Here is an 11642-nt window from a genome sequence, read left to right on the forward strand (position 1 = left end):
CCCTTTTCACGAAACCAAGTACCTACACGTGAAAAAGTAGAAACGTGAGGAACGAAATATAAACCACAAGATACACGAAATGAAGGATATTGATGCAAAAAACGTGTTAATTTGCGTAAAGAGTCAATTTGAAATACAGTTTTCAAGAAAAAGCATTTCAGTAAGGCTTTTCTACAGATTGGTGGGCGACCTGTCACAGGCGGAACGCCTTCAATAGTTAAACTGTCTACGTATGCAAATAAAATCTGTAAAATGGATTGATTTTCATCAAATTTGGTTATCATACTAGTAAATCCGTCCTTTCTGGAGATAGTTTCGGTTACTATCATTTTTCCAGGAAAACGGATTTTTTTATGCATTCATTTTTGGATATTTATGAGTTTTGCAACACCCTCTATAAAAGTAAATCCAATTCATTGCCTCTATGAAACTCATATTAACTTGCATGACAATATAAAATAACGCTACTGTATGAGCTAGCAAAAATAATATAAAATGCACTCGTAGGGATGCTCTAAGTATAGACATCTCTTTTTTATTGAAATGCGTAATATAAAACGTTATGCCCCATACGAAAATCATCATAACACTTAAAACAAGCTTTTGATTTAAATGATCTTTCATCATGTCTAAATTGAAAACCTTTAAAATCATAAACAGCATAGTTATTACTAATAAAGTCACCATACTACTTATAATGCTAGAAATTAATATATTTCTTTTTGGAAGATGAAAAAGTGTAGAACCATACTTCAATTCATTCCCTCGTTTCTATGTCTTAATTTCCCCCGCATCGAAAGAACTATTTCTATTAAAATAACATATATTACATATTTCGTCTGCATACTTGTTTCTATCATAAATGTATTGTCTTAATATTCCCTTAATCAACAGTTAAATTGTGGCATACAAATTACTCATTCTTGAAAAACTTAATTTCAGCATTCCACTTTATGATATAATAACTATGTTTTGGAAATCCTTAATACTATTAAAGATTTCATATAAAAATACGAAAGAATTAATAAAAAAGGAGTTGCTCATTTTTGCTTACTAAGTTTAAGAGTTTGCCTAAAGCGGTATATGTAATTTTGGCGCTTTCTTTCCTGTTGCACGTTTTTTGTTTAGTAAAACAGCCAGGATTAGATGGAGAGTTAGTCAAAGTAACATATGGTGCAAATGATGCCTTTAACTATTCGTTAACAGCTGAACAACTATTAAAACATGGTGTATTTGGTTATGTGTATTTAGAACCTAGTGAAGTTCCAGGAAAAAATGCATATATTACACCAGGTCAGCCATTACTATTAGCTGGCGCTATGATTATTTCTGATATTACATCAATTCCTTACTATTACGTAGCAACTGTTATTAACATGATCATGAACCTTTGCACAGTGCTATTAGTATTCTTAATAGGAAAAGAATTGTTCGAAAAAAACATTTATGGAATTGTTGCAAGTATTTTATATGCTATTTATCCAAGTAACTATACATACTTCCGTACATTGCTAACAGAAGTTCCATCCATATTCTTATTGGCGTTATGTGTATATGTATTTGTTCTCGCATGGAAATACAATAAAGTGAAATTCCATATATGGTTTGGAATTGTCGTTTCAATTTTACTTATGTTCCGTCCAAATCCAGCTCCAATGATGCTCATTCCTGTTCTTGTTGTGTTATTTACATATGGATTTAAAGACTCCATTCGAATCGGATTGTTATGGTTTATCGGACCTTTCTTTATTATTGGCGCATGGGTTGTTCGTAACTACTTAGCACTCAACCAATTTATTTTATTCTCAACCCAAGGTGCAGATCCACTAATTGCCGGTGCAGATCCATTTAATAAAATTGGATATGAAAATATAGTAAATGAAATGAGGGCTAAAGGCTTAGATGACAAAGGTGCATACGCAAAAGAATTAATCAAGAACGGATTTAAGACGGACTTCACTTATTGGTTCTCTTGGTTCACTGTCGGTAAAACAATTGAATTATTCAAAACAGCTCCTGCTGTAGACCAATACCGTATTCACAACTTTATGCAACTATGTCATAGAGTGTTTATCATCGGTACATTCTTGAGCAGCTTCTGCTTCATGCTAAATTCATTTAAACATAAACGCGTTATGATGCTAGTAGCAAGTTCTATTATTTACATTATCTTCTCAAACTTATTCTTAGCAATTAATCGCTATGGATTTTTCATTAATCCTCTTATGTGCTTAATTCTTGCATACGGATTAATTCACATTGTGCAGAAACTTCCATTCTTCCGCACTAACCAAGCATAATAAGAAAGAGGTCGTCCACCGTTGGACGACCTCTTTCTTATTCCCCACACTTTACACACGGCCAATTTGTCCATTCTGTAATTACACTTTAATTCCGTATGTATGTGTTTCTGTATTTGTCAAAATATCTTTCACAACACCACTCACTGCTTTATGTATAAATGCAAGTTTTTTACAACTATTACTATAACGAAAAGAACCCGCCACAAGACAGGTTCTTTTCGTTATTTTATGATAAAAGAGAAGATGATTAGCATGTGTATTATATAAAAGGAAGCAGCCATATTTTCCATACGATACATACGAGTACTGTAACTACAAAATCAAAAAAATCTAATCTCGGGCTTTTTTCATATTCATATGTAGCCACATATGAAACCATTTTATTTTTGTATATTTATGGATGTTTTTCTTTGCAAATCGGTAAATAAGCATTTGCATAATAAAAAATCCGGCCACAAAAATAAATAATAAGATGAGAAATCCAATCACAAAATTCCTCCTATTTTTGTAGCGTTTTTTCTACTATCCGATTTTTCAAAACCCACTCTTCAAACTGGGCACTTCCAAATTCCCAACTAAGATCGCGAGCATGTACAGAAAAAACGTAATAACCGGCATATTCATCCATAAACCTACCTAACTCTACATCGTCTTTCTGAATACCGTATACTCCAAAATTAAAATACACATCCCATACGTCTTCATTCTTCCTCTTATAAGCAATCGATTCCATATCACATTCTGTCCCGAAATAATCAAGATGTAAATGTACGCTATCATCGTATTCGTACTCCATTTTATCACCCCTTATATTTGTACTTCTTTACCTCCAAAAAAATTCCTGCTATCTACACTCACATATGGGCACTTACCTACATATCATGCTTGTAGAGTGACTTCTGGGAGGTGTTATATAGTGAAAAAATTAATCGCGATTTTTTGCATCATGTTACTAGCTGTTTTTACTTTTGCTGCTTGTAGTAGTAAAAAAGAAAGTACGAAAGAACAAACCCAAAACATTCGCGTCGGCGAAGTTACCCATTCTCTCTTCTATGCCCCATTATATGTCGGGATTGAAAAAGAATTTTTTAAAGATGAAGGACTAAATATTGACCTACAAACAACAGCTGGTGGCGATAAAACGATGACCGCCCTATTATCTGGCGGAATTGATATTGCTCTCGTCGGTTCTGAAACATCTATTTACGTTCATCAACAAGGAGCGAAAGACCCTGTCATTAACTTTGCACAACTTACACAAACAGATGGGACATTTTTAGTTTCACGTAAAAAACTAGACTCTTTTAATTGGAATGACGTAAAAGGTGTTACATTTTTAGGACAGCGTAAAGGCGGCATGCCGCAAATGGTTGGGGAATACGTTTTAAAGAAAAATGGCATTGATCCTCGCAAAGATACGAACTTAATTCAAAATATCGAATTTGCTAATATTGCAAATGCCTTTGCATCTGGTACAGGAGAGTTTGTCCAGCTCTTTGAACCGACTGCAAGCATATTCGAAAAAGAAGGTAAAGGTTATATCGTCGCTTCATTCGGAAATGAATCTGGTACTGTTCCTTATACAACATTCATGGCAAAAGAAAGTTTCTTAAAGAAAGATAAAGCTGCTGCTGAAAAGTTCACACGTGCGCTCTATAAAGCACAGCAATGGGTTGATACACATAGTCCAGAAGAGATTGCTGATGCTGTTTCCCCGCTATTTAAAGACACTTCAAAAGACATTACAGTAAAAGTAATTGAACGGTATAAAAAGCAACATTCTTATGCGACAAATCCACTACTAGATGCGGAAGAATGGAAACAGCTCCAAACGATTATGAAAGACGCTGGTGAATTACAAAAAGAAGTCCCACATGAAGCGCTCGTCAATACAAAAATTGCCGAAAGCGTTATTAAGAAATAGAGGCGAAGTGTATGAGTTTTTTACAAATACGTAACGTTTCTCACTGCTTTTTTGCAAAAGAGAATGCCAAACTTATTCTTGAAGATATGAGCTTACAAGTGGAAGAAGGCGAATTTATTTCTATACTCGGCCCAAGTGGTTGCGGTAAAACAACGCTCCTCTCAATCATTGCTGGGTTACTTGATCCAATTGATGGTATTGTCTTTTTAGATGGTGAACCAATTACAACGAAAACATCATCTATGGGATATATGTTGCAGCAAGATTACTTATTCCCGTGGAAAACGATTGAAGAAAATATTATGCTTGGACTTCATATTCGAAGAATTTATGATGAACAAATGAAAGAACATACTTTAAACCTTTTAAAGCAAGTCGGTCTACATGGGGTAGAAGGACAATATCCTCGTGAACTATCCGGCGGTATGCGTCAACGTGCTGCTCTCGTTCGAACGTTAGCAACTAATCCGAAAATTTTATTACTAGATGAACCATTCTCCGCACTCGATTATCAAACGAAATTAAAACTAGAAGAACTCGTTTTCAACTTACTAAATAAATATAAGAAAACATCACTACTTGTTACTCACGATATTGAAGAGGCGATTGCGATGAGTGATCGTATTTATTTACTTCAAGCGAATCCTGGAAAAATCGCGAAAACCTTTATCGTCCCGGAAAGTATCCGTTCTTTATCACCGTTAGAAGCACGCCATCACTACGATTTCCCAGCCCTCTTTCAAGATATATGGAAGGAGCTGGAACGACTTGGATAATATAAAACAACTACATGAACAATTTCGAAAGAAAGAACGCAGGCGTGCTTGGATTGCTCGCTCACTACAGCTTTTACTACTTATTCTTTTCTTTGCACTATGGGAAATAGCTAGCAAAAAAGAATGGATCGATCCTTTACTCTTTAGTTCTCCTTCGAGTATTTGGGATCTCTTCTTAACGAAATGGATCGACGGTTCACTTTGGGTCCACATATGGACGACATTGCTGGAAACAGGAGTAGGTTTCATTCTCGGAACGGTACTCGGTGCTATTATTGCCACGTTTCTTTGGTGGATGCCACTTCTAGCCCGCGTACTTGATCCTTACCTCGTCGTCCTAAATGCAATGCCAAAAGTTGCACTCGGTCCAATCATCATCGTTATTTTCGGTCCAAACATTTCATCTTCTATCGCAATGGGAGTAATCATTTCCATCATCATTACCATTCTCGTTATTTACAGTGCATTTCAAGAAGTCGATTCTAACTATATAAAAGTGATGGATACATTTGGCGCAAATAAATGGCAATGTTATAAGCAAGTCGTTCTCCCTGCATCCTTTCCAGCAATTATCTCAACGTTAAAAGTAAATGTTGGTTTATCCTGGGTCGGTGTTATTTTCGGAGAACTTCTCGTTTCCAAACAAGGACTTGGCTACTTAATTAGCTACGGATTCCAAGTCTTTAACTTCACACTCGTCTTACTTAGCGTACTACTCACATGTGTTCTTGCAACTCTTATGTATGTATTTGTTGAGGCATTTGAAAAAATTCTAATTGGAAAAAGAAAAAGAAGCTGACTCAAAACAGTGCGCTATAGTCAGCTTCTTTCTTTTACCTTTTATCACACATTTTCATTTCATTTGTAATGTTTCCATCCGCAACCGTAACTGTATGGAAACAGTCTTTCACACGTACTGTAACGACATTATCTTTTCGATCTATCACATGATAATCATTAAACTTTTCATTCAAAGCACTACGAATTTGCTCCCCTTCAAAAATCGGAAAACCGTGAGACATTACCCAAATGAGACCAGCAACAGCAAGAATCGTTTTCATACGTTTCATTACCTCCTCGAGAGTAAACTTATAGTCCCTACAACACGCGCATTATAATTGTGTCTAAATTGTGACATTTTTATACTAATTCTCTTTTGTGCCTCCAGTTCCTTCTTCTTTTTGATAAAAATACAGAATTTTCAATTTTATCAACATAAAAAAACGCAAAGAATTAAAAATTCTTCACGCTTTTCTTTAACGAAACTATATCGAAAGCATAACTCACATTAGTCTCCACTTTGTTGTTCTATCGTTTTTGAAACATCATATAATCCCGACAGCACTTCCGCTCTCATTTTTACAAGCTCAGGGAACTGATAGAAGAAAGCAATTTTCTTATATTTTAACTCTGTTCCTTCTTTCACCTTTTTTGAATCTTGCAAAATGAACGCTGTAAATGTATCTGCGATATCTTCCGTTACATTTGTTGTTCCATATAGCGATACAAAATCATCATGCTTTTCTTTATAAAATTCAATTTGTGCCTCTTCACTTTCTTCTACTTTCTTTTCTGTCCACTCTTGCTCAATTGGTTTCCAAAATTCATTATAAAATTGGTTAATATACGAAGTTTTTCTCGCACATCCATTTTTCAAGAACACCGTTTTACATTTATTTCGATATGATGAAATGTCTTTCTCTTCATCAAACGCCTCTAAATACTTTCTATCCACTGGTACTTGTTTATGTCCAATCGTTAATACGTGAGCCGTTTCATGAATTAATGTTTTCATCACTTCATCTATATTCACCCCAGAATCCAGCACGTCTAAACTAAGCACCCAATCTCTCGGGTCATCTATACTTGGCATGACATGGGCAACAACGCCATCATAACCATCCGTTATTAGACCAAATCCTGTTATATTCTCACGATATTTCACTGGGACGAGAGTGCGATACATGTCCCATAAGGTTTCATGATACTCTCTATCTTGTCGCTGACTTAACAAATCATCTTTTGCTACTTCGTCATCTGCAAAAACTTTATTCAATCTCTTACGATCCAATTTCTCAAAATAAGGATCTACAATTTCATCATCATCGATATAATAAGAAGCTAAAAAGAAGTAATTGTCATCCTCTTCTTTTTTCTGTTCCGCCTCTTTCATATTCATACTTTCATACTCTTCTATGTCATAATCCTCTACTTTTTCAAGTTCTGAAAGTCCCTCTATCTTTTTATATACTTTTTGTAATGTTTTATCTCCTATTTGCGTGCACTCTTCTTCTGTTTTACAAATTTCTTTTTCTTTTGTAACCTCGATAGCACTATCGCATCCTGCAACTAAACCGCTTGCTATAATACAACACACTAACTTGCCATACAGTTTCTTCATACAATCCCCCATTATTCCATTCTACAAAATATCATAATCATTTTTTTGCGAATATGCGATAATTAATTATAAAAACTGCAAGGAGGCTTCCCATGATTCGTGCAATCCTATTCGACTTAGATGGAACACTATTAGATCGGCGCCAATCTTTAGAACAATTTATTTGTGAGCAATATAATCGCTTCGCCTCACATTTGAAGAGCATAGAGAAATCAGAGTATTGTTCTCGATTTCTTGAACTCGATAATAATGGCTATACGTGGAAGGATAAAGTATATGCTACTCTCCTTTCCGAATACAACATTACTACTTTAACGCAAGAGCAACTACTACACGACTATATTACAAACTTCCAACATCATTGTATTCCTTTCAAAAACACGCATGAACTACTTCAACAGTTAAAACAGCGAAACATTAAAATTGGTATTATCACAAATGGTTTTACTGAATTTCAGATGAGCAACCTTCGAGCACTACATATACATACGTATACAAACACCATTCTCGTTTCAGAAGCTGAAGGAATAAAAAAACCTCACCCTGAAATTTTCGAACGTGCTTTGCAAAGACTAGATGTTAAGGCAGAAGAATGTCTTTATGTTGGAGATCATCCAGAAAACGATGTGCTTGGTTCTGAACAAGTAGGGATTCTTGGTGTTTGGAAAAAAGATTCGTTTTGGGGTGATTTTAAGCATTCACGTATCGTAGATGATTTGTTGGAGGTGCTTTCGTTTTTAGAGGTGGAGATAAAAATACAATAATAGTAATTAAATTATATCAACAATTTTCACAATATATTGATTCACCGACAAAAAATAATAAGAGGAGGCAGTTATTCAAAAACGCCTCCTCTTTCTTTATTATTCATATACTGTAAACTGTGGTTTACTCGGATGATCTTTTACTAGCGCATCATCTGGAAACTTTGAAACTTTTTGATATACGGCAATGTCGCCGATACACCCTGCTGTTAGTAGAATTCCTAAAAATGAGAGTGGCTCCAGATTCATAGCTAATCCCAATACAATTGGCAAAATTCCAGTTGGTAAAAACGGAAGCATTAACACTTTCTTCATTTGCTTTACTGTAACCGCCTGTTTAGAATGAGCATATGCAACACCTAATTTCCAATTAACGCCCCATTTTAGTTCACTCCACGGAACACCTCCGATATAGCGAAAGCCAATTAAATGTATCGCTTCATGAATACAAACGAGAACAATCATTGCGATAATAAAAAGAAACATCGTTAATAATGTAACTTCGACTTGAACCCCACCTGAAAGAAATATATGCAAATAACCAATTCCAAACGACAAAGCAATTATTATAAAAAATAAAGAAAAGTTTAATTTAACCATCGAAACAGTAACAGTCGTTTCTTTTCTTTTATCCATCTTCCCCCTCCTAAAATGTAAATATTTCTTTACAAAATTGTATAATATACCCAAAATAATGTAAAGATATATTTACATTTATTCTTACATACAAAAAAAGAAACCGGCTACTTTACTTCGTAAAACAGCCGATTTCTTCTATATGTTTCATCGTACGCGCTAATACGTCATCGCGCATTATAAAGCTAAATTTTCTATTCGTTTTAATGTTGTCAGGAATGTCTTTTAATAAAACAGACCCTTTCGTTTCTTCGTAATGCGTATGTTCTTCTACCGTACTAATTGTTGCAAAATAAATGTTTTTAATGATTATTTTGTCTTTTCCAGATACTTTGTATTGTCCTAAGTAAGTTAAATCAGAAACTATGCCGCCGGTTTCTTCATGAACCTCTCGAACTGCCGCTTCTTCCGGTGTTTCCCCTAGTTCTACTTTACCACCCGGAAATTCAAGACCGCGACGTAAATGATGCGTTAATAACCATTGATCCCCGTACCGGCATACAACCCAAACATGCTTTGGCTCAGGAGAAAATGGATAACGTTCAAACGATAATTGTACAGTGTTGTGGTAATAATCTTTAAATTTGTACATGCCATTACTCCCCTATTGATGGTTACAAGTTTTTCCTACCACAAATTGTAGCATATTCTCGCTTTTCTGCATAATATTATCCAATTACAATCCATTGATTATTCCCATTTGCGCGACTAATTCTTTCGTCTCATGATTTCCTAAATCGTAAATCATTTTATATGCTTTTTGTAGTTGTTCATCATATCGGTCATTATTTGAATCGTGATGATACTCAACAAATGGAACGTGGGAGCGTACAAATGAACCTAAATCTTCTACATATGCTTGATCGAAGTGCTCTCTTAATTCCGTAATTTCCTCATCATTTGCGGAAATCTCAAAATTATACGTATCCGCCGTCTTCACTTGTGAAATTTGACCGTTTCCTATTGATATATAATATGTTTTTTTCGTCTCCATGTAACACCCTTCTTTCATCCTTTTAATTTCTATTGTTTTCATCAATTACAAAATTATGTAAAATAAAGAAAAGGAGGGATTTTATGTTCAAAATATTAATTATCGGTATTATCATCGTCCTAATCATCCTCGTACTCTCCATCATGACAATTAATAAAGGCTATGCTTATAAACATTCCGTCGATAAACTAGAAGACAATCCTTATACAAAAAAGAATAAGGAGAATTCCTAATATACTTCGCATCATAGTAGCACTCACTGTGATCGTTATGTCGGCAATTGGATTATATACAGGTCAAAATAATTTTTTACCTCTTTCACAATTTCTATTAGGGGCTTTAATGTTTCTCATCGCATTTGAACAAATAAAGAAAAAGGAATCAGCAACTGGACTTATTTGTATTATTGCCGGTGCTTTCATTTGGATTGTTCTCATCATTAGCTATATCAAATAAAAGGAGGTACATGCATGCTAAAAGGAGTACGGATTACTTTATCACTTATTGCTTTATCTATAGCAATCTATGGATTTTTTACTAGTAATAGAGAAATAATGCCGTATATGTTTATCTCTTTAGGAGTTATGGCCCTCACCATAAGTTTAGAGGAAATATTAAAGAGGCAAACAGGAGGTAGTGTGCTCGCTCTACTAGCAGGAGCCGCTGCTTTATTTATTGGTTTCACAGAAATATTCCGATAAATGGTCTAAAGGAGGCTATACAATGCTAACTCTAACTATATTACGGAGTTTTTTAGCATTTCTCATGCTTCTCTTACTCATTCTAAGCACTTATATCGATGTTACCGATAATTTTTCACTTCTTCCATACTTACAATTTATTCTCAGTTGTTCCTTTATTCTTCTAGGAATTAATGAATTAAAATCCGGACGAAAATCAATGAATATCCCGTATTTTTTCGTTTCTGGTCTTATATTCTTCTTCTTAATATCGAACTACTTTCACTACATGTAGAATGAAATTTTGACCAATTTAGCATTTATAATTATTTTCTCTCAGTAACTATGTCTTTCTACTAAGGGGGATTCCATGTTAAAAAACATTCGAATTATAATCGCCACTATCGCTCTTTCTCTCGCCCTATTTAGCTTCTTTGCAAACTTCACTATTCTTTTACCTTACGTGTTTATCCTTTTAAGTATTATGTTTATCCTTTTTGGAATTGATGAAATGAAGAAACAGGAAAAAGCAAAAGCATTTGTTTATTTTCTCGGTTCTGCCTTTGTTTTATATGTTGGAGTATCTAATATATTTTCATAAAAAAGAAGAGTATGGTCGCTCTTAGCACAATAAAAAAACTGCCCTTTCACAGGCAGTTTTTCTTCTTATCCAAACACTTTCTCAAGTTCATCTTTATCTTGGCTTAACCAGAAGTTCATTAAGCGTTGTGCTCCTTCTAAATCGTGAAGCTTCGCTTGACCACATTGTGTTTCATTTGCAGCTGGAATTTCTGTAATTTGAACCGCATCTTTTAATGTTAGTTCTAATAAATCAATAATTTCTCGTACTGTCGGTGTTCCGCTTACTACAAGATAATATCCTGTTTGGCAGCCCATCGGTGAAATATCGATAATATCAAAGTGCGGATAACGATCAATATATTTACGTAAATTAAATGCTAATAAATGTTCTAACGTATGAATAACATCTGGTTTCATTGCTTGTTTATTCGGTTGGCAGAAACGAATATCGAATTTATTTACAATACCGTCACTACCTACATTGTGAACTCCGCAATGTCTTACATAAGGTGCCTTTACAATCGTATGATCTAATTCAAAGCTTTCTACTGATGGCATACAACATCTCTCCCGCTTTTAATT

The 11642-nt window shown here is 34.7% G+C and carries 17 protein-coding genes and 3 pseudogenes; 9 read left to right on the forward strand and 11 right to left on the reverse strand.

What is annotated here, in order from left to right:
• Together V6946_RS25495 and V6946_RS25500 are read right to left on the reverse strand one after the other, a co-directional pair.
• Window positions 1-284, reverse strand: a 284-nt coding sequence (locus V6946_RS25495; RefSeq protein ID WP_406622057.1) for a transposase, incomplete at its 3' end; no start/stop codon positions are given.
• A gap of 112 nt (window positions 285-396) precedes the next feature.
• Window positions 397-756 (reverse strand): annotated as a pseudogene (locus V6946_RS25500) (LTA synthase family protein); the annotation flags it as partial.
• 290 nt (window positions 757-1046) lie between these two features.
• Here V6946_RS25500 and V6946_RS25505 point away from each other — a divergent pair.
• A complete protein-coding gene (locus tag V6946_RS25505) occupies window positions 1047-2300 on the forward strand; it encodes a glycosyltransferase family 39 protein (RefSeq protein ID WP_000956221.1) in 1254 nt (417 codons plus the stop codon).
• A gap of 81 nt (window positions 2301-2381) precedes the next feature.
• Here V6946_RS25505 and V6946_RS25510 read toward each other — a convergent pair.
• From V6946_RS25510 to V6946_RS25520, 3 genes and pseudogenes are all read right to left on the reverse strand, one after another.
• Window positions 2382-2453 (reverse strand): annotated as a pseudogene (locus V6946_RS25510) (DUF2196 domain-containing protein); the annotation flags it as partial.
• 109 nt (window positions 2454-2562) lie between these two features.
• Window positions 2563-2792, reverse strand: a pseudogene (locus V6946_RS25515) (hypothetical protein).
• Between the two features lie 10 nt (window positions 2793-2802).
• A complete protein-coding gene (locus V6946_RS25520) occupies window positions 2803-3099 on the reverse strand; it encodes a DUF3986 family protein (RefSeq protein ID WP_000455580.1) in 297 nt (98 codons plus the stop codon).
• Between the two features lie 120 nt (window positions 3100-3219).
• Between V6946_RS25520 and V6946_RS25525 the strand changes: the two genes are divergently transcribed.
• Genes V6946_RS25525 through V6946_RS25535 form a run of 3 tightly spaced genes read left to right on the forward strand, consistent with a single transcriptional unit; the run spans window position 3220 to window position 5802 of the window.
• Window positions 3220-4227, forward strand: coding sequence for an ABC transporter substrate-binding protein (locus tag V6946_RS25525; protein WP_006925592.1), 1008 nt, complete (start codon window positions 3220-3222; stop codon window positions 4225-4227).
• 11 nt (window positions 4228-4238) lie between these two features.
• A complete protein-coding gene (locus tag V6946_RS25530; protein ID WP_006925593.1) occupies window positions 4239-5003 on the forward strand; it encodes an ABC transporter ATP-binding protein in 765 nt (254 codons plus the stop codon).
• Complete coding sequence (locus V6946_RS25535; RefSeq protein WP_000368771.1) at window positions 4996-5802, forward strand: ABC transporter permease; 807 nt, start codon at window positions 4996-4998, stop codon at window positions 5800-5802. The genes V6946_RS25530 and V6946_RS25535 overlap by 8 nt, the downstream gene beginning before the upstream one ends.
• Window positions 5803-5836: 34 nt before the next feature.
• Here the strand turns inward: V6946_RS25535 and V6946_RS25540 are convergent, their stop codons facing one another.
• Both V6946_RS25540 and V6946_RS25545 read right to left on the reverse strand, forming a co-directional pair.
• Complete coding sequence (locus tag V6946_RS25540; RefSeq protein ID WP_006925594.1) at window positions 5837-6064, reverse strand: hypothetical protein; 228 nt, start codon at window positions 6062-6064, stop codon at window positions 5837-5839.
• Window positions 6065-6291: 227 nt separating this feature from the next.
• Window positions 6292-7404 (reverse strand): hypothetical protein, encoded by a 1113-nt coding sequence (locus tag V6946_RS25545; protein ID WP_000737819.1) that lies wholly within the window; start codon window positions 7402-7404, stop codon window positions 6292-6294.
• A gap of 92 nt (window positions 7405-7496) precedes the next feature.
• Here V6946_RS25545 and V6946_RS25550 point away from each other — a divergent pair, with 92 nt between their 5' ends.
• Window positions 7497-8168, forward strand: a complete 672-nt coding sequence (locus V6946_RS25550) for an HAD family hydrolase (RefSeq protein WP_006925596.1) — start codon at window positions 7497-7499, stop codon at window positions 8166-8168.
• Between the two features lie 99 nt (window positions 8169-8267).
• Here V6946_RS25550 and V6946_RS25555 read toward each other — a convergent pair whose 3' ends face one another.
• The 3 genes from V6946_RS25555 to V6946_RS25565 form a co-directional block, all read right to left on the reverse strand.
• The gene (locus V6946_RS25555; protein WP_000361288.1) at window positions 8268-8804 is read right to left on the reverse strand and encodes a DUF3267 domain-containing protein; all 537 of its coding nucleotides are present in this window, start codon (window positions 8802-8804) and stop codon (window positions 8268-8270) included.
• A 112-nt stretch (window positions 8805-8916) separates the two neighbouring features.
• The gene (gene mutTA, locus V6946_RS25560; protein WP_366982119.1) at window positions 8917-9396 is read right to left on the reverse strand and encodes an antimutator 8-oxo-(dGTP/GTP)ase; all 480 of its coding nucleotides are present in this window, start codon (window positions 9394-9396) and stop codon (window positions 8917-8919) included.
• Window positions 9397-9480: 84 nt separating this feature from the next.
• Entirely contained in the window at window positions 9481-9798 is a 318-nt protein-coding gene (locus V6946_RS25565) for a hypothetical protein (protein ID WP_000448409.1), read from the reverse strand.
• An 83-nt stretch (window positions 9799-9881) separates the two neighbouring features.
• On the opposite strand from V6946_RS25565, the gene ytzI reads away from it, so the two are divergent.
• From ytzI to V6946_RS25585, 4 genes are all read left to right on the forward strand, one after another.
• Window positions 9882-10031 (forward strand): YtzI protein, encoded by a 150-nt coding sequence (gene ytzI, locus V6946_RS25570; RefSeq protein ID WP_000472791.1) that lies wholly within the window; start codon window positions 9882-9884, stop codon window positions 10029-10031.
• Window positions 10024-10254, forward strand: coding sequence for a DUF3953 domain-containing protein (locus tag V6946_RS25575; RefSeq protein ID WP_033687460.1), 231 nt, complete (start codon window positions 10024-10026; stop codon window positions 10252-10254). Before ytzI ends, V6946_RS25575 begins: the two co-directional genes overlap by 8 nt.
• A gap of 14 nt (window positions 10255-10268) precedes the next feature.
• Entirely contained in the window at window positions 10269-10499 is a 231-nt protein-coding gene (locus V6946_RS25580; RefSeq protein ID WP_000912059.1) for a DUF3953 domain-containing protein, read from the forward strand.
• 349 nt (window positions 10500-10848) lie between these two features.
• Entirely contained in the window at window positions 10849-11079 is a 231-nt protein-coding gene (locus tag V6946_RS25585) for a YczI family protein (RefSeq protein WP_000916678.1), read from the forward strand.
• 65 nt (window positions 11080-11144) lie between these two features.
• Here V6946_RS25585 and luxS read toward each other — a convergent pair whose 3' ends face one another.
• Window positions 11145-11618 (reverse strand): S-ribosylhomocysteine lyase LuxS, encoded by a 474-nt coding sequence (luxS, locus tag V6946_RS25590; RefSeq protein WP_001141371.1) that lies wholly within the window; start codon window positions 11616-11618, stop codon window positions 11145-11147.
• Between the last annotated feature and the right edge of the window lie 24 nt (window positions 11619-11642).

Source organism: Bacillus sp. PPSBB_2 (genome assembly GCF_045291115.1).
Classification (GTDB): domain Bacteria; phylum Bacillota; class Bacilli; order Bacillales; family Bacillaceae_G; genus Bacillus_A; species Bacillus_A cereus.

Excerpts from the sequence above, each read along its gene's own strand:
- V6946_RS25520 (WP_000455580.1), bottom strand. The coding sequence starts at position 3,099 with ATGGAGTACGAATACGATGATAGCGTACATTTACATCTTGATTATTTC.
- V6946_RS25530 (WP_006925593.1), top strand. The coding sequence starts at position 4,239 with ATGAGTTTTTTACAAATACGTAACGTTTCTCACTGCTTTTTTGCAAAA.
- V6946_RS25540 (WP_006925594.1), bottom strand. The coding sequence starts at position 6,064 with ATGAAAACGATTCTTGCTGTTGCTGGTCTCATTTGGGTAATGTCTCAC.
- V6946_RS25545 (WP_000737819.1), bottom strand. The coding sequence starts at position 7,404 with ATGAAGAAACTGTATGGCAAGTTAGTGTGTTGTATTATAGCAAGCGGT.
- V6946_RS25550 (WP_006925596.1), top strand. The coding sequence starts at position 7,497 with ATGATTCGTGCAATCCTATTCGACTTAGATGGAACACTATTAGATCGG.
- V6946_RS25555 (WP_000361288.1), bottom strand. The coding sequence starts at position 8,804 with ATGGATAAAAGAAAAGAAACGACTGTTACTGTTTCGATGGTTAAATTA.
- mutTA (WP_366982119.1), bottom strand. The coding sequence starts at position 9,396 with ATGTACAAATTTAAAGATTATTACCACAACACTGTACAATTATCGTTT.
- V6946_RS25565 (WP_000448409.1), bottom strand. The coding sequence starts at position 9,798 with ATGGAGACGAAAAAAACATATTATATATCAATAGGAAACGGTCAAATT.
- ytzI (WP_000472791.1), top strand. The coding sequence starts at position 9,882 with ATGTTCAAAATATTAATTATCGGTATTATCATCGTCCTAATCATCCTC.
- V6946_RS25580 (WP_000912059.1), top strand. The coding sequence starts at position 10,269 with ATGCTAAAAGGAGTACGGATTACTTTATCACTTATTGCTTTATCTATA.
- V6946_RS25585 (WP_000916678.1), top strand. The coding sequence starts at position 10,849 with ATGTTAAAAAACATTCGAATTATAATCGCCACTATCGCTCTTTCTCTC.
- luxS (WP_001141371.1), bottom strand. The coding sequence starts at position 11,618 with ATGCCATCAGTAGAAAGCTTTGAATTAGATCATACGATTGTAAAGGCA.